General features: G+C 44.2%; 21 protein-coding genes and 1 pseudogene. 16 read left to right on the plus strand and 6 right to left on the minus strand.

Features of this window, described 5'->3' with window-relative positions; genetic code table 11:
• Positions 1–17: 17 nt before the first annotated feature.
• The 12 genes and pseudogenes from bslm_RS04940 (at position 18) to yhdA (ending at position 13,264) form a co-directional block, all read left to right on the plus strand.
• The gene (locus bslm_RS04940) at positions 18–680 is read left to right on the plus strand and encodes an HAD family hydrolase (RefSeq protein ID WP_003233396.1); all 663 of its coding nucleotides are present in this window, start codon (positions 18–20) and stop codon (positions 678–680) included.
• A 15-nt stretch (positions 681–695) separates the two neighbouring features.
• The gene (locus tag bslm_RS04945; RefSeq protein ID WP_003245514.1) at positions 696–2,237 is read left to right on the plus strand and encodes a bifunctional GNAT family N-acetyltransferase/carbon-nitrogen hydrolase family protein; all 1,542 of its coding nucleotides are present in this window, start codon (positions 696–698) and stop codon (positions 2,235–2,237) included.
• A 173-nt stretch (positions 2,238–2,410) separates the two neighbouring features.
• Positions 2,411–2,512, plus strand: a pseudogene (locus bslm_RS21845) (AEC family transporter); the annotation flags it as partial.
• 145 nt (positions 2,513–2,657) lie between these two features.
• On the plus strand, positions 2,658–4,010 hold the full coding sequence (locus bslm_RS04950; protein ID WP_031600324.1) for an aspartate aminotransferase family protein: 1,353 nt from the start codon (positions 2,658–2,660) through the stop codon (positions 4,008–4,010).
• A 27-nt stretch (positions 4,011–4,037) separates the two neighbouring features.
• The gene (glpP, locus tag bslm_RS04955) at positions 4,038–4,616 is read left to right on the plus strand and encodes a glycerol uptake operon antiterminator GlpP (protein WP_003233388.1); all 579 of its coding nucleotides are present in this window, start codon (positions 4,038–4,040) and stop codon (positions 4,614–4,616) included.
• Positions 4,617–4,794: 178 nt separating this feature from the next.
• Positions 4,795–5,619 (plus strand): glycerol uptake facilitator protein GlpF, encoded by an 825-nt coding sequence (gene glpF / locus bslm_RS04960; RefSeq protein WP_029726345.1) that lies wholly within the window; start codon positions 4,795–4,797, stop codon positions 5,617–5,619.
• 18 nt (positions 5,620–5,637) lie between these two features.
• Entirely contained in the window at positions 5,638–7,128 is a 1,491-nt protein-coding gene (glpK, locus tag bslm_RS04965; protein WP_003233384.1) for a glycerol kinase GlpK, read from the plus strand.
• Positions 7,129–7,268: 140 nt separating this feature from the next.
• Positions 7,269–8,936: a glycerol-3-phosphate dehydrogenase gene (gene glpD, locus bslm_RS04970; protein ID WP_021479678.1), complete on the plus strand. Its 1,668-nt coding sequence runs from the start codon at positions 7,269–7,271 to the stop codon at positions 8,934–8,936.
• A gap of 129 nt (positions 8,937–9,065) precedes the next feature.
• Complete coding sequence (pgcA, locus tag bslm_RS04975; RefSeq protein ID WP_029726344.1) at positions 9,066–10,811, plus strand: phospho-sugar mutase; 1,746 nt, start codon at positions 9,066–9,068, stop codon at positions 10,809–10,811.
• Positions 10,812–10,959: 148 nt separating this feature from the next.
• On the plus strand, positions 10,960–12,099 hold the full coding sequence (yhcY, locus tag bslm_RS04980; RefSeq protein WP_046380878.1) for a two-component system sensor histidine kinase YhcY: 1,140 nt from the start codon (positions 10,960–10,962) through the stop codon (positions 12,097–12,099).
• Positions 12,096–12,743 carry a two-component system response regulator YhcZ gene (gene yhcZ / locus bslm_RS04985; RefSeq protein ID WP_046380879.1) on the plus strand — a complete coding sequence of 216 codons (648 nt, stop codon included), beginning with the start codon at positions 12,096–12,098 and terminating at the stop codon, positions 12,741–12,743. The genes yhcY and yhcZ overlap by 4 nt, the downstream gene beginning before the upstream one ends.
• Entirely contained in the window at positions 12,740–13,264 is a 525-nt protein-coding gene (gene yhdA / locus bslm_RS04990) for an FMN-dependent NADPH-azoreductase (RefSeq protein ID WP_003244703.1), read from the plus strand. Before yhcZ ends, yhdA begins: the two co-directional genes overlap by 4 nt.
• 14 nt (positions 13,265–13,278) lie before the next feature.
• On the opposite strand, the gene bslm_RS04995 is transcribed toward yhdA, so the two are convergent.
• On the minus strand, positions 13,279–13,521 hold the full coding sequence (locus bslm_RS04995) for a YhdB family protein (protein WP_003233373.1): 243 nt from the start codon (positions 13,519–13,521) through the stop codon (positions 13,279–13,281).
• 200 nt (positions 13,522–13,721) lie between these two features.
• On the opposite strand from bslm_RS04995, the gene bslm_RS05000 reads away from it, so the two are divergent.
• Positions 13,722–14,045 (plus strand): YqzG/YhdC family protein, encoded by a 324-nt coding sequence (locus bslm_RS05000; protein ID WP_003233371.1) that lies wholly within the window; start codon positions 13,722–13,724, stop codon positions 14,043–14,045.
• Between the two features lie 41 nt (positions 14,046–14,086).
• On the opposite strand, the gene lytF is transcribed toward bslm_RS05000, so the two are convergent.
• The 3 genes from lytF to bslm_RS05015 form a co-directional block, all read right to left on the minus strand.
• A complete protein-coding gene (lytF, locus tag bslm_RS05005; RefSeq protein WP_046380880.1) occupies positions 14,087–15,553 on the minus strand; it encodes a peptidoglycan endopeptidase LytF in 1,467 nt (488 codons plus the stop codon).
• A gap of 152 nt (positions 15,554–15,705) precedes the next feature.
• Positions 15,706–16,146: a nitric oxide-sensing transcriptional repressor NsrR gene (gene nsrR / locus bslm_RS05010; RefSeq protein WP_014479293.1), complete on the minus strand. Its 441-nt coding sequence runs from the start codon at positions 16,144–16,146 to the stop codon at positions 15,706–15,708.
• Between the two features lie 107 nt (positions 16,147–16,253).
• Positions 16,254–17,780, minus strand: coding sequence for a mechanosensitive ion channel (locus bslm_RS05015; RefSeq protein ID WP_038829249.1), 1,527 nt, complete (start codon positions 17,778–17,780; stop codon positions 16,254–16,256).
• A 162-nt stretch (positions 17,781–17,942) separates the two neighbouring features.
• Between bslm_RS05015 and spoVR the strand changes: the two genes are divergently transcribed.
• Positions 17,943–19,349, plus strand: a complete 1,407-nt coding sequence (spoVR, locus tag bslm_RS05020) for a stage V sporulation protein SpoVR (RefSeq protein ID WP_014479295.1) — start codon at positions 17,943–17,945, stop codon at positions 19,347–19,349.
• A 29-nt stretch (positions 19,350–19,378) separates the two neighbouring features.
• Here the strand turns inward: spoVR and phoA are convergent, their stop codons facing one another.
• The gene (phoA, locus tag bslm_RS05025; protein ID WP_076457928.1) at positions 19,379–20,764 is read right to left on the minus strand and encodes an alkaline phosphatase PhoA; all 1,386 of its coding nucleotides are present in this window, start codon (positions 20,762–20,764) and stop codon (positions 19,379–19,381) included.
• Positions 20,765–21,292: 528 nt separating this feature from the next.
• Between phoA and lytE the strand changes: the two genes are divergently transcribed.
• Complete coding sequence (gene lytE, locus bslm_RS05030) at positions 21,293–22,297, plus strand: peptidoglycan endopeptidase LytE (RefSeq protein WP_003244816.1); 1,005 nt, start codon at positions 21,293–21,295, stop codon at positions 22,295–22,297.
• A 70-nt stretch (positions 22,298–22,367) separates the two neighbouring features.
• Here lytE and citR read toward each other — a convergent pair whose 3' ends face one another.
• The gene (citR, locus tag bslm_RS05035) at positions 22,368–23,243 is read right to left on the minus strand and encodes a transcriptional regulator CitR (RefSeq protein ID WP_046160376.1); all 876 of its coding nucleotides are present in this window, start codon (positions 23,241–23,243) and stop codon (positions 22,368–22,370) included.
• A gap of 108 nt (positions 23,244–23,351) precedes the next feature.
• On the opposite strand from citR, the gene citA reads away from it, so the two are divergent.
• Positions 23,352–24,452, plus strand: a complete 1,101-nt coding sequence (gene citA / locus bslm_RS05040) for a citrate synthase CitA (RefSeq protein WP_024573277.1) — start codon at positions 23,352–23,354, stop codon at positions 24,450–24,452.
• The last annotated feature ends 9 nt before the right edge of the window (positions 24,453–24,461 follow it).

The raw sequence follows: 24,461 nt of genomic DNA on the forward strand, positions 1-24,461 counted from the left end.
TAAAGGAGTTGTACCCAGTGATTAAAGCGTTAATTTTTGATTTTGACGGGCTTATTCTAGATACAGAAACACACGAATATGAGGTTCTTCAGGAAATATTTGAAGAGCACGGCTCAGTTCTGCCGCTATCTGTCTGGGGGAAGGTCATCGGAACTGCTGCGGGTTTCCGGCCTTTTGACTATTTAGAAGAGCAGATCGGGAAAAAGCTGAACCATGAAGAGCTCACACAATTGAGAAGAGAGCGGTTCGCCAAACGCATGGAAACAGAAAAAGCGAGACCTGGTGTCGAAGCGTATTTGAATGCGGCAAAGGATTTAGGCTTAAAAATAGGCCTTGCCTCCAGCTCTGATTATAAATGGGTTTCCGGCCATTTGAAGCAAATCGGCCTGTTTGATGATTTTGAAGTTATTCAAACTGCTGATGATGTGGAAGAGGTAAAGCCGAATCCTGAACTCTATTTATTGGCGGCAAAGAACCTCGGGGTATCGCCAGCGGAATGTCTCGCGTTTGAGGATTCTGTCAATGGTTCGATTGCTGCGAAACGTGCAGGCATGAAGTGTGTCATTGTCCCGAATAAAGTAACGGGTACCTTGATGTTTGAAGACTATGATCACAGGCTTGAATCAATGGCGGAGATGGAGCTCGCCCTATTGCTTGATCATCTGAACTCACAAAACTAGAAAGGAGCGAGTAGGTTGTCTGAGAAATTAGATTTGACCCGGTTTGAAAAGAAAATGGTTATCCGCAATATCGAAGAGAAAGACATCGACAAGATTATCGATCTTCAAAAGGACTGCTTTCCAGGAATGGAGCCTTGGAAGCGGGAGCATTTAATCAGCCATTTGGAGCATTTTCCGGAAGGACAGTTTTGTGCAGAATTCGAAGGTGAAATTATCGGTTCGTGCTCAAGTCTCCTGATTAACTTTGATGAATATGATGACCGCCATACGTGGCAGGACATTACAGATGACGGTTATATCACCAACCATAATCCTGACGGCTTGAATATGTACGGAATTGAAGTCATGGTGCACCCGAAATACAGACGAATGAAGATCGGCCACCGTTTGTACGAGGCGAGAAAGGACTTAGCCAGACGCTTAAACCTGAAAAGCATCATCATAGGCGGACGGATTCCAAACTATCACAAATATGCAGAGGAAATGACAGCGAGAGAGTATGTTGAACAGGTGACACGCCACCAAATTTACGATCCGGTTCTTTCTTTTCAGCTGATGAACGGCTTTACCCTTATGCGAATTAACCCGAACTATCTCCCGGATGATACAGCTTCGATCAAGTATGCGACGCTGATGGAATGGAATAATGTCGATTATCTACCGCAGCAGACAAAACGCTATTATAAATCGGCGTTCCCTGTTAGAATTTGTGTGATCCAATACGAAATGAAGAAAATTTATTCCTTTGAGGAATTTGCGAATCAAGTAGAATACTATGTCGATGTTGCTTCCGACGCAAGATCTGATTTTGCGGTGTTCCCGGAAATTTTCACAACCCAGCTGATGTCCTTCCTTGAGGAACGGTCACCGAGCTTGGCGGTGCAGAGAATTACCGAGTATACAGAAGATTACATCAGCCTGTTTACTGACTTGGCTGTGAAGTATAACGTCAACATTATCGGCGGATCTCATTTCGTCGAAGAGGAAGGCAAGATCTATAATATCGCTTACCTGTTCAGACGGGACGGAACGATCGAGAAGCAATACAAACTCCATATTACGCCGAATGAACGCAAATGGTGGGGGATCAGCGCAGGAGACCAAGTTCGCGTGTTTGATACGGACTGCGGGAAAATCGCGATCCAGATCTGTTATGACATTGAATTTCCTGAGCTTGCCCGGATTGCGGCTGATAAAGGAGCCAAAATCATCTTTACGCCATTTTGTACAGAAGACCGTCAAGGCTATCTGCGTGTCAGATACTGTTCGCAGGCTAGAGCGGTTGAAAATCAAATTTATACGGTTATCTCTGGAACGGTCGGAAACCTTCCGCAAACGGAAAACATGGATATCCAATACGCCCAGTCAGGCATCTTTGCCCCGTCTGATTTTGAATTCGCCCGAGACGGCATTGTCGGCGAAACAAACCCGAATATTGAAATGGTCGTCATCGGCGATGTTGACCTGGAAATTCTCAGAAGACAGCGCCAAAACGGTACAGTGCGCCAGCTAAAAGACAGACGGCGTGATATTTATCATATTCAATATAAAAAATAATTCCCAAAAAACCCGCCTGAATTGGCGGGTTTTTTTAAACAAAAGCGGAATTGTTTAGGTGCTTTCTTTAAAATAAAAGTAAATTGTATAGTGGAGGTGCCTTATGGAGTTTCTGTATTTTCGCCATTTCCTATATCATACAGAAAACGGCTAGGCTTCACATTGCTATTGCAATGGCTGTCCAAGTTGTTTCGAGTGCGACCTTTATCAGTACGATGCTGAGCATTGTCACTTTGCCTGTTTTGCTTTGGAAGCTGCATCCTCTTTCTTCTTGAGAAAGGGGATGTTTTATTATTTACGCGGTTTATTGACTCTGACCCGGTCTGGCTTTATATTGAAGGCAGGGAAATCATCACCAAGACATCACATAAAGAGAAGGTCTGTTTCAATTGAATTGGCATTATAGGGAACGCTAATGAAATGGAGATGATGGGGATGGAAAACATTCAGCAAAATCAGGGATTAAAGCAAAAAGATGAGCAATTTGTGTGGCATGCCATGAAGGGAGCGCATCAAGCGGACAGCCTGATAGCCCAGAAGGCCGAGGGGGCCTGGGTAACCGACATAGACGGACGCCGCTATTTGGATGCGATGTCCGGTTTGTGGTGCGTCAACATTGGTTACGGCAGAAAGGAGCTTGCGGAGGCTGCCTATGAGCAACTAAAGGAGCTGCCTTACTACCCGTTAACGCAAAGTCACGCACCCGCAATTCAACTGGCGGAAAAGCTGAATGAATGGCTTGGCGGCGATTATGTTATCTTTTTTTCCAACAGCGGATCGGAAGCAAACGAAACTGCTTTTAAAATTGCCCGCCAGTACCATCTGCAAAACGGCGACCACAGCCGTTATAAATTCATCTCAAGATATCGGGCATACCACGGCAATACATTGGGAGCGCTCTCAGCTACCGGACAGGCGCAGCGGAAATATAAATACGAGCCTTTGAGCCAAGGGTTCCTGCATGCAGCTCCGCCAGATATATACCGGAATCCTGATGATGCAGACACGCTTGAAAGCGCAAATGAAATCGACCGCATCATGACATGGGAATTAAGCGAAACGATTGCCGGGGTCATTATGGAGCCCATCATTACAGGCGGAGGCATCCTAATGCCGCCGGACGGATATATGAAAAAGGTGGAGGACATTTGCCGGCGCCACGGAGCCCTTTTGATTTGCGATGAAGTGATCTGCGGGTTTGGACGGACAGGCGAGCCGTTCGGGTTTATGCACTACGGTGTGAAGCCTGATATCATTACGATGGCAAAGGGAATCACAAGCGCGTATCTGCCATTGTCAGCGACTGCTATTAAACGGGACATTTTCGAAGCGTATCAGGGGGAAGCTCCTTATGACCGTTTCCGCCACGTGAACACGTTCGGCGGAAGCCCGGCTGCCTGTGCCTTGGCGTTGAAAAACCTGCAAATTATGGAGGACGAACTGCTGATTCAGCGATCCCGCGATCTTGGAGCAAAGCTTTTAGGTGAGCTCCAAGCTCTGAGAGAACACCCGGCAGTCGGGGATGTTAGAGGAAAAGGGCTGCTGATCGGAATCGAACTCGTCAAAGATAAATTGACTAAAGAGCCGGCTGATGCCGCCAAAGTAAACCAAGTGGTTGCGGCGTGCAAAGAAAAAGGGCTGATCATCGGCAAAAACGGCGATACAGTCGCCGGCTACAACAACGTCATCCAGCTTGCGCCGCCATTTTGCCTGACAGAAGAGGACCTTTCCTTTATCGTGAAAACGGTGAAAGAAAGCTTTCAAACGATATAATATAAAAGTGATTTATTAAAGGAGCACATGATGAGTTTTCACAACCAGCCGATCTTACCGGCTATTCGCAATATGAAGCAATTTGATGAGTTTTTAAACAGTTCGTTCTCTTACGGTGTTATTCTTGATATTCATCTCGGCCAGCTGAAGGGCGTGATCAAAGAAGCGCAAAAGCACGGAAAGAACATGATGGTGCACGTCGATCTCATTCAAGGGATTAAGCATGACGAATACGGTGCGGAATTTATATGTCAGGATATCAAGCCCGCTGGGATTATTTCCACAAGATCGAACGTGATTGCCAAAGCGAAGCAGAAGAAAATTTATGCCATTCAGCGCCTGTTTTTGCTTGATACAAGCGCGATGGAGAAAAGCATGGAGTTTATCGGCAAGCATAAGCCTGACTTCATCGAAGTGCTTCCCGGCATCGTTCCGTCACTCATTCAGGAAATAAAAGAGAAAACAGGGATTCCCATCTTTGCCGGGGGTTTCATCCGTACGGAAGAGGATGTAGAGCAGGCATTGAAAGCGGGGGCTGTAGCTGTCACAACATCTAATACCAAATTGTGGAAAAAATATGAAAACTTTTTGACAGAAAGTGATTGACACCGCTTTCATGCATTGATACAATTGCACTAGGTTAATACATTGTGATGGAGAACTCGGAGACCACAGCAGCTCTTTACGGCAAATGTTTATGCACCCGTAAAGCGGTTTGTTGTGGTTTTTTTATTCTCTTCTTCTCTATCATGCTTTTTAATCGTGACTTTAGGAGGAATGTGCTATGACAGCATTTTGGGGAGAAGTCATCGGTACGATGCTGCTTATCATTTTTGGTGCAGGTGTTTGTGCAGGTGTCAATTTAAAGAAATCGCTTTCATTCCAGTCTGGCTGGATTGTTGTTGTATTTGGATGGGGATTGGGTGTTGCGATGGCGGCATACGCGGTTGGCGGCATCAGCGGTGCCCATTTGAATCCGGCGCTAACGATAGCGCTTGCATTTGTAGGAGATTTTCCTTGGAAAGAGGTTCCGGTTTATATTGCGGCGCAAATGATCGGAGCGATCATCGGTGCGGTGATTATCTATCTGCACTACCTCCCGCACTGGAAGTCAACGGATGATCCCGCTGCCAAGCTGGGTGTTTTCTCAACAGGGCCCAGCATTCCGCATACATTTGCAAACGTTTTAAGCGAAGTGATTGGGACATTTGTCCTTGTACTTGGAATCTTGGCCATAGGTGCAAATCAATTTACAGAAGGACTTAATCCTTTAATCGTCGGTTTCCTCATTGTAGCAATCGGTATTTCTCTGGGAGGCACCACCGGCTATGCTATCAATCCTGCACGTGACTTAGGTCCGCGGATAGCCCACGCTTTTCTTCCGATTCCGGGGAAGGGCTCATCAAACTGGAAATACGCATGGGTTCCGGTAGTCGGCCCGATTTTAGGCGGATCATTCGGCGGCGTATTTTACAACGCTACATTTAAAGGGCACATCACAAGCAGCTTCTGGATTGTAAGCGTTATATTGGTTGTGGTATTGTTAGGACTCTATGTTTATACGAAATCACATTCTGCTAAAACATTATCAAATTCAAAATATATTTAATCAAAGGGGAGACATCTTATGGAAACGTACATTTTATCCTTAGATCAGGGGACGACAAGTTCAAGAGCGATTCTGTTTAATAAAGAAGGCAAAATTGTCCACTCTGCTCAAAAGGAATTTACACAATACTTCCCGCATCCTGGCTGGGTTGAGCATAATGCCAATGAAATTTGGGGCTCTGTCCTCGCGGTTATCGCCTCAGTCATCTCTGAATCAGGTATCAGCGCTTCTCAAATTGCCGGCATCGGCATCACGAACCAGCGCGAGACGACGGTTGTGTGGGATAAAGATACAGGAAGTCCTGTCTATAATGCAATCGTTTGGCAGTCCAGACAGACGTCCGGCATTTGTGAGGAACTTCGTGAAAAAGGATATAATGATAAATTCAGAGAAAAAACTGGGCTTTTAATCGATCCATACTTCTCCGGCACGAAGGTGAAGTGGATTTTAGACAATGTGGAAGGCGCAAGAGAAAAAGCGGAAAAAGGCGAGCTGCTGTTTGGAACGATTGATACGTGGCTCATTTGGAAAATGTCAGGCGGAAAAGCGCATGTGACCGATTACTCCAATGCCTCAAGAACACTGATGTTTAATATTTACGATTTAAAATGGGACGATGAACTGCTCGACATTCTAGGCGTACCGAAATCCATGCTCCCTGAAGTGAAGCCGTCCTCTCATGTGTATGCGGAGACTGTTGATTATCACTTCTTCGGAAAAAATATCCCGATTGCTGGAGCGGCAGGCGACCAGCAGTCCGCATTGTTCGGCCAGGCATGCTTTGAAGAAGGCATGGGGAAAAACACATACGGCACAGGATGTTTCATGCTGATGAATACCGGGGAAAAAGCAATTAAGTCCGAACATGGGCTTTTGACAACAATCGCTTGGGGCATTGACGGAAAAGTGAACTATGCGTTAGAAGGAAGCATTTTTGTCGCAGGCTCTGCCATCCAGTGGCTTAGAGACGGATTGAGAATGTTCCAGGACTCTTCGCTTAGCGAATCTTATGCAGAGAAAGTGGATTCAACTGACGGCGTATATGTCGTTCCGGCCTTTGTCGGACTGGGAACGCCTTACTGGGACAGCGATGTGCGCGGTTCGGTTTTCGGCCTGACAAGAGGGACAACAAAAGAGCACTTTATCCGTGCGACACTGGAGTCATTGGCTTATCAGACCAAAGATGTGCTTGACGCAATGGAAGCAGATTCAAACATTTCATTAAAGACGCTTCGTGTAGACGGAGGAGCTGTGAAAAACAATTTCCTAATGCAGTTCCAAGGAGACCTGTTGAATGTTCCTGTGGAGCGCCCGGAAATTAATGAAACGACTGCACTTGGCGCGGCTTATTTGGCGGGTATCGCTGTGGGATTCTGGAAGGACCGTTCTGAAATCGCGAACCAGTGGAATCTGGATAAACGGTTTGAGCCTGAATTAGAAGAAGAAAAACGAAATGAGCTGTATAAAGGCTGGCAAAAAGCCGTGAAAGCAGCTATGGCTTTTAAATAAAGTAATACTATGGTATAATGGTTACAAGTTAATAAGAACGGTCCTGAGATGAGGAGAGACCACAGCACCAAAGTGTAAGCATGCACTTTGGCTGTTGTGGTCTCTTTTTCTATTTACCGTGACAACAAGGAGGAGACGTAATGATGAAACATCAATTTTCAAGTCTTGAAAGAGATCGCATGCTGACAGACATGACGAAAAAAACATATGACCTATTTATTATCGGAGGAGGAATTACAGGAGCCGGAACAGCTCTTGACGCGGCATCAAGGGGAATGAAGGTCGCACTAAGCGAAATGCAGGACTTTGCGGCGGGAACATCAAGCCGATCAACGAAGCTGGTACATGGCGGCTTGCGCTATTTAAAACAATTTGAAGTGAAAATGGTCGCTGAGGTAGGAAAAGAGCGGGCGATTGTGTATGAAAACGGCCCGCATGTCACTACACCGGAATGGATGCTGCTTCCGTTTCATAAAGGCGGCACATTCGGTTCATTTACAACATCAATCGGGTTAAGGGTTTATGACTTCCTTGCAGGTGTGAAAAAGTCAGAACGAAGAAGCATGCTTTCAGCAAAAGAAACGCTGCAAAAAGAACCTTTGGTAAAAAAAGACGGCTTAAAAGGCGGCGGGTACTATGTGGAATACCGCACTGACGATGCGAGACTGACCATCGAAGTCATGAAGGAAGCGGTGAAATTCGGGGCAGAGCCTGTGAATTACTCCAAAGTGAAGGAGCTTCTTTACGAAAAAGGCAAAGCCGTCGGCGTATTAATTGAAGATGTGCTGACAAAGAAAGAATATAAAGTGTATGCGAAAAAAATTGTCAATGCTACAGGCCCTTGGGTCGATCAGCTCAGAGAAAAAGACCATTCGAAAAACGGAAAGCACTTGCAGCATACAAAAGGCATTCACCTTGTATTTGACCAGTCTGTCTTTCCGCTGAAACAGGCTGTATATTTCGATACACCTGATGGCCGGATGGTATTTGCGATTCCTCGTGAAGGCAAAACATACGTGGGAACAACAGACACTGTTTACAAAGAGGCGCTGGAGCATCCGCGGATGACAACGGAGGATCGTGATTATGTCATCAAATCAATCAATTACATGTTCCCGGAACTGAATATCACTGCGAATGACATCGAATCCAGCTGGGCGGGGCTGCGTCCGCTGATTCATGAAGAAGGCAAAGATCCTTCTGAAATTTCACGGAAAGACGAGATTTGGACATCTGACTCAGGCCTGATCACCATTGCCGGCGGAAAACTGACTGGATACAGAAAAATGGCGGAGCACATCGTTGATCTTGTCCGTGATCGCTTAAAAGAAGAGGGCGAAAAGGATTTTGGACCATGTAAAACGAAAAACATGCCAATCTCTGGCGGGCACGTCGGCGGTTCGAAAAATCTTATGTCCTTCGTTACCGCGAAAACAAAAGAAGGAATTGCAGCCGGTTTATCAGAAAAAGACGCAAAACAGCTGGCGATCAGATACGGCTCTAACGTAGATCGCGTCTTTGACCGGGTAGAAGCGCTGAAAGATGAGGCCGCGAAACGCAACATTCCGGTTCATATTCTTGCTGAGGCAGAATACAGTATAGAAGAAGAGATGACTGCAACTCCTGCTGACTTCTTTGTCCGCAGAACGGGACGTTTATTTTTTGATATCAATTGGGTAAGAACATATAAAGATGCCGTTATTGATTTTATGAGCGAGCGATTCCAATGGGATGAGCAGGCGAAAAACAAACATACAGAAAACCTCAACAAGCTTTTACACGATGCGGTCGTACCGCTTGAGCAATAAATCATAACGGGCTGTCTGCAGCCCGTTATTTCTTTTTACGTGGAAAGGGCCAGATCTCAGGTTATCAAGTGACAGAGGCACCCGCTTCATATAAAATAATGGCATAAGCTGATACATAGGAGGACGAATATGACTTGGAGAAAGAGCTATGAACGCTGGAAACAGACAGAACATTTAGATCCGGAATTAAAAGAGCGCCTTATTGAATTAGAGGGAGATGAACAGGCCCTTGAGGACTGTTTCTATAAAGACCTTGAATTCGGTACCGGCGGAATGCGCGGGGAAATCGGCGCCGGGACAAATCGGATGAATATTTACACTGTGCGCAAAGCATCGGCCGGGTTTGCGGCATACATCTCGAAGCAAGGTGAGGAAGCGAAAAAACGGGGCGTTGTCATTGCTTATGATTCCCGCCATAAATCTCCGGAGTTCGCGATGGAAGCGGCAAAAACACTTGCGACACAAGGCATCCAAACATACGTGTTTGATGAGCTTCGCCCGACGCCAGAGCTGTCATTCGCTGTCAGACAGCTGAACGCTTATGGGGGAATTGTGGTAACGGCAAGCCATAACCCGCCTGAATATAACGGCTACAAAGTATACGGGGATGATGGCGGCCAGCTGCCTCCAAAGGAAGCGGACATCGTCATTGAGCAGGTAAACGCGATTGAAAATGAGCTGACGATCACAGTGGACGAAGAAAATAAGTTAAAAGAAAAAGGCTTAATCAAAATCATCGGTGAAGATATTGATAAAGTTTATACAGAAAAACTGGCGTCCATTTCTGTACATCCTGAATTATCAGAAGAAGTAGATGTAAAGGTTGTTTTCACACCGCTGCATGGAACTGCAAATAAACCGGTCAGACGCGGACTTGAAGCACTCGGCTACAAAAATGTAACGGTTGTCAAAGAACAGGAACTGCCGGATTCAAACTTCTCCACTGTTACATCGCCAAACCCGGAAGAGCATGCGGCATTCGAATATGCCATTAAGCTTGGGGAGGAGCAGAATGCAGATATTCTCATCGCGACAGATCCTGATGCTGACCGCCTCGGCATCGCGGTGAAAAACGATCAAGGCAAATATACAGTGCTGACAGGAAACCAAACCGGAGCGCTGCTGCTTCATTACCTGCTTTCTGAAAAGAAAAAACAAGGCATCCTGCCTGATAACGGTGTTGTTCTCAAAACGATCGTCACAAGCGAAATCGGCCGTGCTGTAGCTTCTTCATTCGGCCTTGATACGATTGATACGCTGACAGGCTTTAAGTTTATCGGTGAAAAGATTAAGGAATACGAGGCATCAGGCCAGTATACCTTCCAATTCGGTTATGAAGAGAGCTACGGTTATTTAATCGGGGATTTTGCCCGCGATAAGGACGCCATTCAGGCTGCGCTTTTGGCAGTTGAAGTTTGCGCGTTCTATAAAAAACAGGGAATGTCATTGTATGAGGCGCTCATCAATCTCTTTAACGAATATGGTTTTTATCGTGAAGGGTTGAAATCCCTGACGCTGAAAGGCAAACAAGGAGCAGAGCAAATTGAAGCGATTCTTGCTTCCTTCAGACAAAATCCGCCGCAGAAAATGGCGGGCAAACAGGTTGTCACAGCAGAAGATTACGCTGTAAGCAAACGGACGCTTCTGACTGAAAACAAGGAAGAAGCCATCGACTTGCCAAAATCAAATGTACTGAAATACTTCCTGGAAGACGGGTCTTGGTTCTGTCTTCGTCCTTCTGGAACTGAGCCGAAGGTGAAATTTTATTTCGCCGTAAAAGGGTCATCTTTAGAAGACAGTGAAAAGCGACTTGCCGTCCTTTCTGAAGATGTAATGAAGACGGTTGATGAAATTGTTGAGTCGACTGCAAAATAATTCAAGTATGAGCTGGGTCATTGTAAATGATCCAGCTTTTTCTTTTTCTCATCCAAAAGTCTGAAAGAAAATCATCCCATCAGTGAAGTAATGAAATACAAAAAACTGGTATAATCTTAAATACAAGATCAATGCCGGAGTGAGAAACGTGAGCAAAACGAGGATGGAAAAATTAAAAACGCTGAAAACGATTGCGGAAACCTTAAATCAAGGGCACGATATCAAAGCAACACTGGATGAGGTTTTAAAAGAGTTGCTGAGTCTGACAAACCTTCAATCCGGATGGATTTTTCTGATCGAAGAAGATGGGTCTTATACGTTAGCGGCCGACGCTTATCTGCCCCCGGCTTTAAGCCGCAAGGAAAAAGTGCTGATGTGCGAAGGGGAGTGTTACTGCCTGACGAAATTCAATAACGGAGGGCTTAGAAAGGCTGCAAATATCATGAACTGCAAACGCATCGAATCAGCAGAAAACCTGCATTGTTTTGACACAGAAGGGATTACGCATCATGCAACTGTGCCCTTAGAAGACGGGGACAGAAGATTCGGATTGTTAAATGTAGCGGCGGCCGGAAAAACCATGTTTGATGAGGAAGAGCTGCATTTACTCGAGTCTGTCGCCTTTCAGATCGGAACGGCAATCCAGCGTATGAGGCTTTCTGAATATCAACAAAAAAATGCTCTTTTAATGGAGCGTAACCGACTCGCTCAGGAGCTTCACGATTCTGTCAATCAAATGCTGTTTTCCGTCAGTTTAACTGCCAAAGCTGCGAAGACACTAACAAAAGATGAGAATTTACAGCAGATGATTGATTTCATCCAAAACCTATCACAGGACGCGCTCGCAGAAATGAAAGCGTTAATTTGGCAGCTTCGCCCCGGAGGATTGGAAAAAGGGCTGGCTGAAGCCATTAAAAGCTATGGTGCGCTCATTGGATTGAAGATCATTTTTACACAAAAAGGCAGTCCTGTTCTGACTGATGAGCAGGAGCATATGTTATGGCGTGTCGTACAGGAAGCTTTAAATAACTGCAAAAAGCATGCCGGAACGGATACGGCGTATGTTAGTCTGACTGCTTCTTTGGGCCATGCGGAGCTGGATATCATCGATCATGGGGCAGGATTTCGCTATGAAGCGCATACCGGTCTGCCTTCACTTGGCATCAAGGGTATGAAAGAACGAGCGGAAAAAGCCGGAGCTAAGTTTTGGATTGAGTCAGCGCTTGGAACTGGAACAAAGCTGTCCATCAGGCTTCCGCTAACAAGCCGAAAAGGAGGGGCGGTATGAAAATTGTCATTGCTGATGATCATCATGTTGTCAGAAAGGGTCTGCGTTTTTTCTTTGCCACCCAGGATGATATTGAAGTCGTCGGAGAAGCTGCAACTGGATTAGAAGCTCTCCGTGTTATCGAAGAGACAAAGCCGGATCTTGTGCTAATGGATCTGTCTATGCCCGAGATGGACGGCATTCAAGCCATTAAAAAAGCAATACAGCAATTTCCGGAGACGAATATCATTGTGCTGACGAGCTACTCTGATCAGGAGCACGTCATCCCCGCGCTTCAGGCAGGCGCGAAGGCGTATCAATTAAAGGATACGGAGCCCGAGGAATTGGTGAAAACACTAAGACAAGTGCATGGTGGCGAATACAAGCTTTCTACAGCTATTATGCCCCATGTGCTGACACATATGAAAAATCAGCACGACCCGGAAAAAGAAAAATACTATCAATTAACTAGAAGGGAAAAAGACGTTCTGACTGAAATAGCGAACGGGAAAAGCAATAAAGAAATCGCAGCAGCCTTGTTTATTTCAGAAAAAACAGTAAAAACCCATGTATCGAATCTTTTAGCAAAACTTGAAGTGGCCGATCGCACGCAAGCAGCGCTTTTCGCAGTGAAATATAACCTGAATGGAGAGATCTCAAAATGAACATGTTAGTCATAAATGGCACGCCAAGAAAACATGGCAGAACAAGAATTGCAGCATCCTATATTGCAGCTCTGTATCACACGGATTTGATTGATCTAAGCGAGTTTGTATTGCCCGTTTTTAACGGTGAAGCGGAACAATCTGAACTGTTGAAAGTACAGGAGCTTAAGCAACGCGTTACGAAAGCGGATGCGATTGTATTATTATCGCCTGAATATCACAGCGGCATGAGCGGCGCTTTAAAAAATGCCTTGGATTTTCTAAGCAGCGAACAATTCAAATATAAGCCCGTTGCATTATTGGCAGTAGCGGGAGGCGGAAAAGGCGGCATCAATGCGCTGAACAATATGAGAACTGTGATGCGGGGTGTCTACGCCAATGTCATTCCGAAGCAGCTGGTGCTTGATCCGGTGCATATTGATGTTGAAAATGCTACAGTGGCTGAAAACATTAAGGAAAGCATAAAAGAGCTTGTCGAAGAACTCAGCATGTTCGCAAAAGCAGGAAATCCCGGCGTCTAAACGCCGGGATTTGTTTATGTGAGAAGGGCTATTTGATCTTCATAAGTCAGCTCTGTGGCATGATCAATATATCGGAGAAGGGAATACAGCATCTTTTCTAAAACGGCGTAATCCTGTTCAAAATGATACGCATGCAGAAAATGCTCAATTCGTTTTGATAACAAATCGTCCTCTGTACGCACCATTAAAATTAATAAATTATCCCATTGAGAACGATGGGTGTAATAAAGCGCTTTATCGTAATCGGCATAATCCATGAATCGCTTCTCCTTTCTTGGGTGAGAAGTTCATGATTAGTTTATGCCGCATCCTCTGTTATTGACGGGGCAAAACTTGCCGTCTGCGTCAGTAAAGGGGTAGCAATATGAGGGAGACATAAAATCAAAATGCCTGAATGAAGATATCGCTTTTGGTAAACCTATGAGGGAACATATTCTGGGTACAGGAGACTGAAAAAATGAAATCCCTGCCGTATACCATCGCGCTTCTTTTTTGCGGATTGATTATCGTGTCAATGGCTGCAAAAGGTCATTCAACGGACACAGACGAGTCCGTTCAAAAGTGGGAACAGCTTGCCTGGAGCAAAATTCAGGATGAATATAAGGGCGCTTCATTTTCTGATTATGCTTATATGGGGCGTACAGAGGTGAATGATCAGCAGACGAAAGATGTCTTTCGGGTGACAGTCAGACAGAAAGATGACACTTTTTCTGTTCGGGCCGAAGTCTATTTTCATCCGGTGACAAATCATATGATCAGCATCAACGTCTTTAGGCTCTAATAAAAAACTGTACAGCCGTTAAGGCCGCACAGTTTCTATTTTTAGAAATATCGTTTTGCACCGAGATAGCGCTGTTTCCAGTAAGAGTTGTTCATATTGGAAATGACAACTCCGGAATCGTTGGCATTTATGAATTCCCCGTTGCCTAGGTAAATTCCGACGTGGGAAGGGCCGGCTTTATATGTTGTAAAGAAAACAAAATCTCCGACAGCAGGCTGGCTAACTGATTTCATTGTGTTCCAATATCCCGCTGCCGTTAATCTAGATACGGATGTGACTTTGTTCAGTACATAGTAAATGAATCCGCTGCAGTCAAACCCGGACGGTGTCGTGCCTCCCCAGCGATACGGAACCCCAAGCTGCGCTTTAGCGGCCGAAATCATTGTGTTAATCTTCGCACTCGTTGAGCTGGTGTTGTTTGAAGAACCGGATGAAGACGATGATGAAGCTTTTCCGGAAATGACCAGCTTTTGGCCAACCTGCAAGACATCCGTTTTTAAATTGTTTTTCTCACGAATCTGCTGAGCTGTTACTTTAAATTTTTGAGCAATCACCCACAAGGAATCACCGCTTTTCACTGTGTATGTAGTCGTCGTGCCTGAGCTTGCATTTGACGAAGAAGACGACGATGATGAAGAGCCTGAAGATGCTTTACCTGTCAGCTTCAATACTTGTCCAACGTAAAGCACATCTGATTTCAGATTGTTGATATTTCGGATTTGCTGTACAGTCAGGTTATAGTTGTTTGCGATTTTCCAAAGTGAATCACCGCTTTTAACGGTATATTTAGTTGTTGCTGAAGTTTGGTTCGATTTGGATGAATTGTCTTTAGAAGACGTATCAGAGCCGCTTGATTTTGTTTTCAACACCTGATTCACGTAAATGGTGTCTGATTTTAAGTTGTTCAAGACCTTCAATTCAGCGATGGACATATTGACTTTGTTTGCAATTTTCCAAAGTGAATCTCCAAGCTGCACCTTATATGTTCCCGTAGAAGATGAAGAACTTGAACTCTTATTAGAACTGTTTTTTGAACTGGAGCTTGAACTCTTATTAGAGTTGCTTTTTTTACTGGAACTAGAGCTTGAAGAAACTGTACCGGACACCTTTAATTTCTGCCCAGCACGAATTAAATCGCTGCTTAGTCCGTTTAATTTTTTCAGTTCCTGCACGGTCATTTTAAACTCATTTGCGATCAGCCAAAGTGAATCTCCGCTTTTCACTGTGTAAACAGAACTTCCGCTCTTCTTGGTTGTTGAGCTTGAAGTAGATGAAGAAGTGCTGGATTTGCTGCCTGGAATAGTAAGCGTCTGGCCGATCGACAGAACAGTAGTCGAAAGATGATTGGCGGATGTGAGGGCCGCCACACTTGTGTTATAGGTTTGGGCCAGTTTCCATAAAGAATCTCCGCTTTTGACCTTAATCGTTGCTGCTTCAGCTGGTGTCACTACTAAAGTTGTGCCGACAATCGCAGATGCTGTCAGCCCTGCTGCTAATTTCTTTTTCATCTTAGCTCTCCTTTTTCCCCCAATGATTTTGCATTTGCTGTTTCTTTTTTATATCGGCACATTTGTCTCATCGTTTTGCCTTTTTATAAAAATAGCCAAATTATCTTAACAATAAGGGGGAAAAAGGGCATAAAAAAAGAAGGAATCTTAATCTATTCCTTCATTTTTAAAAGCTTCATGATATCTTCTTTGTTTTTGACGAGGTCGCGCAGTGTGTATTTGTCTAAAACTGCGAGGTAGGCTAAAAGAGCTTCATTCAGCACATGTTTTAAGCCGCAAACCGGGGAAATAACACAGAGATTCTTGTTCGCATCAAAACATTCAACAATATTAAAATCGTCTTCCGTTTTTCTGACAACCTCACCGATGTTGATGTCTTCAGGTTCCATGCCTAATCGTATGCCGCCGCCCCGTCCGCGTATCGTTTCTACGTAGCCGAGCTGGCCGAGCCTGTATATGACTTTCATGAGATGATTTTTTGAAATAGAATACGTTTCGGCAATCTGTTTTATATTTGAAAGTTCTCCGGGACGCTCTGCAGCCAGAAAAATCAACACTCTTAATGAATAATCTGTATAATTGGTTAACTTCATAATAAGACCTCAGAATAAGACATTTTCTATATCTTATCATAATCGATTGAAAAATGAAAAAAAAGGAATTAAAAAAACATGCACCCAGCTGGGTGCATGTTTTTTGCTTACATGTCATTCGGCGGATTTTGGTTTTTTCGGTTTTTTTCGATTTCTGTGTTTTGCATTTTGCGTTCAAATGTAGACAGATAACGTGATGCAAAATCCTTACCGCCAAGGCCGAAGGATAAACCGAAAGCGAGTGCGAAGCCGCTAAGAACGATGATAAACGCGGAATTGACGATTGTCGCAGCGACACCAAGCTGATCCAGGGCCATAAAGAAAGCAAGTGCGATAATCGTATATTTAGCAATAGGCGCTAAAGACTTGAATTCTTGGCCTTTTATCATGCTTGAGAGCACTTTTCTCACCAATTCTCCTGCGTAAAGGCCGAGTCCGAGAATGAATACTGCGACAAGGACATTCGGTAGATACGCGATGATGCCAGTGGCAATTTCTACGAGGAAGTGCAGCCGAACAATTTGAAGCGCCTCAGCTGTAAAGAGCAGAATGACAATGATTTGCGCAATCATACCGACAACTTGAGACAAGGACAGCTTTGCAGGCGTTCCGGCTTCCATGCCCATTTTCCCTAAGACAGAATCAAAGCCTGCGCGATGGAGCAGTCCGGACACCATGGATTTCACCCATTTTCCTGCCCAGATACCCGCTAATACAAGCACGATGGCAATCATGATGTTCGGAAGCATGTTTAAAATCGTATTCAGCATAGAGACAGCTGGTTTTGAAATGCCGGCGACATCCAGCTGATCAAGCGCTGAAATGACCACCGGAATCATAATGAGCACATAAGCGATTGTTCCGATGACTGCTGAAAGGCTTGTGTCTTTTAAGTAAATTGATAAACCCATACGTGCCGCGAATCTTTCCGTGCCGATGCTTGCAAGGAAATTCGTAATGATATCACGGACAAGGCGGGCAACAAGCCAGCCGATTAATACGATAAGCGCCGCTGCAAATAATTTCGGCAGAAAAGCGAGCACGCTTTCCATCATATTTGTAAAAGGACCTGAAATGCCGCTGATTTTCAAAGAAGATAAGACCCCTGGCAGAAAAACAAGCAGCACGAGATAAAAGACAATTTGTGAAGCGGTATTGACAGCCTGGTGAATATCTTTTCCTTCAGACACCAAATTCCACTTGCGCAGTTTGTCACTCGTGTTCAGCTTCATCCCGATTTTTTTGACAAGGAAGCTCAAAACAGAGGCTGCAGCCCATCCTAACAGCAGAATGAGTCCAGCTTTCAGCACGCTTGGGATCGCGGCTGCAATCGCCGAAAGCATACTGACAAACGGCGATGCCACTGTTGTCAGGTGCAAAATGTTAAAGAATAAAATAAAGACGATGATCAGTGCGATAAAATAAACGACCTTGCTTATGACTTTTTCCGAGGAATAGCGTGAAGGCTTTTTCCCAGCAAAGAGCTTGTCGTCGATTTTTGTTTTGCTGAGTCCTTTGTATACCGCTTTTTCAATGATTTTAGCAATAGCCCAGCCGATTAATAAGACGAGTAAAGCAATGATTACGTTTGGCAGCTTACTGAGATAAGAAGAAAGCACGTCTGCTACATTCAATTGGTATCGCTCCTTTTTCGTAGTATGGTGTGTGTTTACCCACTTATCCAATAAGCAAACAGATGAATGTGCCGGGGGAATTTTTTCTTGCCCGAGTGAGACTATCATCTTTTGTCTGGCGGGCTCATACATTATAGATAAGTCCAAGTAGGGGGGATTCGGTTGAACGCGGAGGAGAAGAAGGGATTACAGCGGGCAATTGAGGAAATTACCGAAATTGCAAAAGGATTCGGCCTTGATTTCTACCCGATGAGATATGAAATCTGCCCGGCTGAAATTATTTATACATTTGGCGCGTACGGGATGCCGACAAGATTCAGCCACTGGAGCTTCGGCAAGCAGTTTCACAAGATGAAGCTGCACTATGATCTAGGGTTAAGTAAGATCTATGAGCTGGTCATTAACTCAGATCCATGCTACGCTTTTTTGCTGGACAGCAACTCACTGATCCAAAATAAATTGATTGTCGCACACGTTCTTGCCCATTGCGATTTCTTCAAAAACAACTGCCGTTTCCAAAACACGAAGCGCGATATGGTGGAAAGCATGGCGGCAACAGCTGAACGGATAAAACACTATGAACAGGTTCACGGGATAAAAGAAGTCGAATCTTTTTTAGATGCAATCCTTTCGATTCAGGAGCATATCGATCCGTCGTTGGTCCGACCAAAGCTCCAATGGAGTGTGGATGATGAGGAAGAGGAGATTGAAGAGGCAGCCACGCCTTACGATGATCTATGGTCATTGGATGAAAAGAAACCGAAAAAACAAGTGAAAAAATCGAAAAAACCGTTCCCGCCGCGGCCTGAAAAAGATATCCTGCTTTTTATCGAGGAGCATTCCCGGGAGCTGGAGCCATGGCAGCGTGATATATTAACGATGATGAGAGAGGAAATGCTTTATTTCTGGCCTCAGCTGGAAACCAAGATTATGAATGAGGGCTGGGCTTCCTATTGGCACCAGCGAATTATACGTGAGCTTGATTTAACCTCTGATGAAGCGATCGAGTTCGCCAAGCTGAATGCAGGTGTCGTTCAGCCGTCCAAAACAGGCATTAATCCTTATTATTTAGGGCTAAAAATATTTGAAGACATTGAGGAGAGGTACAACAACCCGACGGAGGAAATGAAGAAAATGGGCGTGCAGCCTGACTCCGGCCGGGAGAAAATGTTTGAGGTCAGGGAGATTGAATCCGATATCTCTTTCATCCGCAATTATTTAACCAAAGAATTAGTCATGCGCGAGGATCTTTATTTGTTTCAAAAACAGGGCCGAGATTATAAAATCATCGATAAACAGTGGAAGTCGGTGCGCGACCAGCTCGTAAGCATGCGGGTAAATGGCGGTTTTCCATATTTGACAGTAAACGATGGCGATTATATGAAAAATAACGAGCTCTATATTAAGCATTGGTATGAAGGAATAGAGTTAGATTTGAAATATTTGGAGAAAGTGCTCCCTTATTTATTCCAGCTTTGGGGAAGAAGCGTGCACATTGAGTCTGTGCTTGAGGATAAGGAAGTCATGTTTTCGTACGACGGAAAAGGTGTTCACCGCAGATATTTATAAAAAAGAGGATGCAGCGTTATGCATCCTTTTTATTTTCCAGTTTTTAAAATCTTAAATATGATGTTTGCCTGGTCCGTATTGTTAATCAATCCGCGGAATTTTTCTTTTCCGGGGCCGTACGCGTATACCGGTACTTCTTCGCCGGTATGATCGGTACTCGTCCATCCGCTGTTGGAGCGAGTATTAAAAATCTTGATGATGGCTTTGTAGGCCCCTTTGCTTTTGTCAGCCTGTGCAGCTGCTTCAACGCTTTTGATTTCTTCAGATGTGACTTTCAGATTGCCATAGCGGGCGAGTACATCTTTAACCGGCTTGCCTTCACTGATTTTTTTGGCCATGAATTCAGGTGTTTTCTTAGCGGAGAGAATCGGTTCTGCGTGCCAATTCTTTTCCCCGTTTGCGCCAATGGTAAAGCCGCCGGTTGTATGGTCAGCAGTTGCAATCACAAGTGTATGTTTGTCTTTTTTCGCAAATTCAATCGCGGCTTTATAGGCCTGTTCAAAATCTTTAACCTCGCTCATGGCTCCTACTGTATCATTGTCATGGGCCGCCCAGTCAATCTGGCTCCCTTCGACCATCAAGAAAAATCCTTTTTTATTTTGGTTCAGGCGATCAATTGCTGAAACCGTCATGTCTTTGAGAGACGGTGTTTTGCTGTCACGGTCGAGCGCCTTAGCAAGCCCTCCCTCTGCGAAAAGCCCGAGCACCTGCTGATCTTTATTTTTCTTCAATGCTTGTTTCGTTGTCACATAGCTGTAGCCGGCTTGTTTGAATTCCTTTGTCAAGTTTCTGTCCTTGCGGTTAAAATACGATTTTCCGCCGCCGAGCAGCACGTCTATTTTAAGTTTGCCTTTTATTTTGTCATCCATATAGCTGTTGGCGATTTGGTCCATGTTTTTCCGTGATTCATTGTGGGCGCCATATGCGGCTGGAGTGGCGTGGTTAATTTCAGACGTAGCGACAAGCCCTGTTGACTTGCCTTGCTGTTTGGCCTCTTCAAGTACAGATTTCACTTTTTTTCCGTTTTTATCGACGCCAATTGCATTGTTATATGTCTTAACGCCTGTTGCTAATGCTGTTCCGGCTGCTGCTGAATCTGTAATATTATAGTCAGGGTCATCCGGATGCGTCATCATCATGCCTGTCAGGTTCCGGTCAAATTCTGTTAACTTCGGGTTATTCGGTGTGTCACCGTTATTTTTCATGGAACGGTAGGCTCTTATGTAAGGCGTCCCCATGCCGTCGCCTATCATCACAATGACATTTCTGATCTCAGCTTTGTCTTGTTTTTTGGCGCTGGCCTTTTCTGTTTGCTGCAGCTCAGCTCCGGCAAAGACTCCAGCTGTAAGGACAGAAACAGCGGCGATTGGCAGAAGTTTTGATTTCATATTTTGAAACAAACTCATTTTTTTCATGCCTCCTTTAATGTATTCCGTTTATCATGTTAGGGAAATTTTGTTAAATGCGGCTGTTGATCATGTAAACAATAAGTAAAGCCTTGTAAGGAAATGAAAAAACGCTTTTCGTTATCTTGCCTTATTTGATGTAAAGCATTCATTTTTCAGAAAAATCTTTACCTCTCTGTCTTTGCATGATATGTTTGTTTAAATAAAAAAACTGCGGATAACCGCAGCTCTCCTCGAATATTCTTTATCACTCATTTTTCAGATATGTGAGCCGACCCCGAAAGTTTTTCATTTATTTCCTTTATGTTGAAAAACATCCCATAAAACATGACAAAAGCACTCGTTTTTTGTCACCTTTGCAACGAAAATGAAATATTTAATACCCTTAAAAACTTTTTTTTAGAACGAATAATTAAGAAATTTGTCACATGAAGTCAAGACTATTTCTGATGGGAATCTATCCTTATAATAGAAATCAATAAGATTAATTAAAAAAAGAGATACATATATAGAGAGTTAACATTTGGGGAGGAAAATATGAAAAAGCAAATCATTACAGCTACGACAGCAGTTGTTTTAGGATCGACGTTATTTGCAGGAGCGGCATCTGCACAAAGCATTAAGGTGAAAAAAGGCGACACGTTATGGGATCTTTCAAGAAAATACGACACAACGATCAGTAAAATTAAATCAGAGAACCACCTTCGTTCAGACATTATTTATGTGGGACAAACTTTATCGATTAACGGCAAATCTACAAGTTCAAAAAGCAGCAGTTCTTCTTCCTCTTCTTCTACATACAAAGTAAAGAGCGGGGACAGCCTTTGGAAAATTTCAAAAAAATACGGCATGACAATCAATGAACTGAAGAAGCTGAATGGCTTAAAATCAGATTTGCTTCGTGTTGGACAAGTCCTGAAACTGAAAGGTTCAACTAGTTCAAGCAGCTCCAGCTCATCAAAAGTGTCATCGTCTTCCACTTCTACTTATAAAGTGAAGAGCGGAGACAGCCTTTCTAAAATTGCGAGCAAATACGGCACTACGGTTAGCAAATTAAAAAGCTTAAACGGCTTAAAATCAGATGTAATCTATGTCAACCAAGTATTGAAGGTGAAAGGAACAAGCACAAGCAGCTCAAAACCTGCTTCATCTTCATCATCTTCAAGCAGCAAAACGTCATCTACATCACTTAATGTGAGCAAGCTGGTTTCTGATGCAAAAGCGTTAGTCGGAACGCCATACAAATGGGGCGGAACGACAACTTCCGGCTTTGACTGCAGCGGATTCATTTGGTACGTACTGAATAAACAAACAAGTGTGGGCAGAACAAGCACTGCAGGATACTGGAGTTCTATGAAGAGCATTGCCAGCCCGTCTGTTGGTGATTTCGTCTTCTTCACAACATATAAATCCGGCCCTTCTCATATGGGGATTTACATTGGAAACAACAGTTTCATTCATGCAGGATCTGACGGCGTACAAATCAGCAGCCTGAACAACAGCTACTGGAAGCCTCGTTACCTCGGTGCGAAAAGATTCTAATTTTTAGAGAAAACCCGTTCATTGGAACGGGTTTTTTTCATTAGACGGAGCACAGGCGTTTTGGTTGCTCCTAAAAATGAAAATGTGATAAAAAATCCAAGAATTTTTTTTCTTTCTTATTTTCATAAAGGGCAATCGCGTAAGCGCCGGCATAGGGTAGCTGTACAGACTGATAAGGAATTCTGATCATCTGTTTCTCTGCTAATTCACGCTTTACTGTAGATAAAGGCAGAAATGAAACTCCGAGTCCTTCCTTGATAAACCGTTTCGTTATATGTGTTTGAGTGACCTTCATTGTTCTCACAAATGGAAAAGTCATTCTGACTGGACGGAGCAAGTCGTCCCAGTAATCAGGATGATTGTGGGTCAAAAGCAGGTATTGTTCGAGCACCTCTTTGGCATCAATTTCGTTGTCTTCTATGAAACGCTTATCGGGCGGGGCAACAAGGACGACAGGGTCTTTGTATAAGCAGTGGCAGCTTAAAGAAGAAGACTGTACCTTTAAACAGCTTAGTCCGATATCTGCTTCCCCGGCTTTAATCAGTGACGCGATTTCCGCTGATTCGAAAATCGTAACCGCCATTTCTGTTTCCGTATTCATTGCTGTGTACCGCTTCATGACAGAAGGAAGCACAGTATCTGCAATAAGCGGAGAAACCGCGAGCTGTAAGGTTTGAGAGTAGCCTTGTCTCACTCTGTGAAGCTCTGCCATGCTGTTTTCATAATCATCAAGAAGCCTGAGCGCATACGGCAAATACGCCCTGCCTTCATCAGTCAGCTGGATTTGCCTGCCTTTACGCTCGAACAGCTTGCAGCTGATTTCTTTTTCTAATTGCTTGATATGTACGGTCACAGTAGGCTGAGATAAGAAAAGCGTTTCCGCCGTTTTTCGGAAGTTTTCATATTTTGCAGCGGTCACAAAGGTGTGAAGCCATTTGAAATCCATTTCTATTCTCCCTCTGATTAATATTTTTAATTAATTCCCTTTAAAATATTCATTATTTTTTAAATATTATATTTACTATAATAACAGAAAAGGATAGGGGGAATACAAATGGTACATTACGGATTAAAGGGAATTACATGTGTGGAAACATCCATCAGCCATATTGATGGTGAAAAAGGGCGTCTGATTTACAGAGGACATCATGCAAAAGACATCGCACTGAATCACAGCTTTGAAGAAGCAGCTTATTTGATTTTATTTGGGAAACTGCCTTCAACTGAAGAATTGCAGGTATTTAAAGATAAGCTGGCTGCGGAACGGAATCTTCCGGAACATATTGAGCGCTTGATTCAATCACTGCCAAACAACATGGACGATATGTCGGTGCTGAGAACGGTTGTTTCAGCATTGGGGGAAAATACGTACACATTCCATCCGAAAACAGAAGAAGCAATCCGGCTGATTGCAATCACGCCTTCCATCATTGCATACAGAAAAAGATGGACGCGCGGTGAACAAGCAATTGCACCTTCTTCCCAGTACGGACATGTCGAAAACTACTATTATATGCTCACAGGCGAACAGCCTTCAGAGGCAAAAAAGAAAGCGCTTGAAACCTATATGATTCTGGCCATGGAGCACGGCATGAACGCATCCACTTTTTCGGCACGAGTCACGTTATCAACAGAGAGTGATTTAGTGTCAGCCGTCACGGCTGCTCTCGGCACGATGAAAGGTCCGCTGCACGGAGGCGCTCCTTCTGCGGTGACAAAAATGCTTGAAGACATTGGAGAAAAGGAACATGCTGAAGCATATCTGAAAGAAAAACTCGAAAAAGGAGAGCGCTTGATGGGATTCGGCCACAGGGTGTACAAAACAAAAGACCCGCGGGCAGAAGCTTTGAGACAGAAAGCAGAAGAGGTGGCCGGCAATGACCGTGATCTTGATCTTGCGCTGCATGTAGAAGCAGAAGCGATTCGTTTGCTTGAAATCTACAAACCGGGACGAAAGCTATACACAAATGTTGAATTTTACGCGGCTGCAGTGATGAAGGCCATCGATTTTGACGATGAATTGTTTACTCCGACCTTTTCAGCAAGCCGAATGGTAGGGTGGTGCGCCCATGTACTGGAACAGGCAGAAAACAACATGATTTTCCGCCCGTCAGCGCAATATACCGGTGCCATTCCCGAGGAAGTTCTTTCATAACATATTTTG

The sequence above is a fragment of the Bacillus sp. LM 4-2 genome (genome assembly GCF_000978495.1).
Taxonomy (GTDB): domain Bacteria; phylum Bacillota; class Bacilli; order Bacillales; family Bacillaceae; genus Bacillus; species Bacillus subtilis.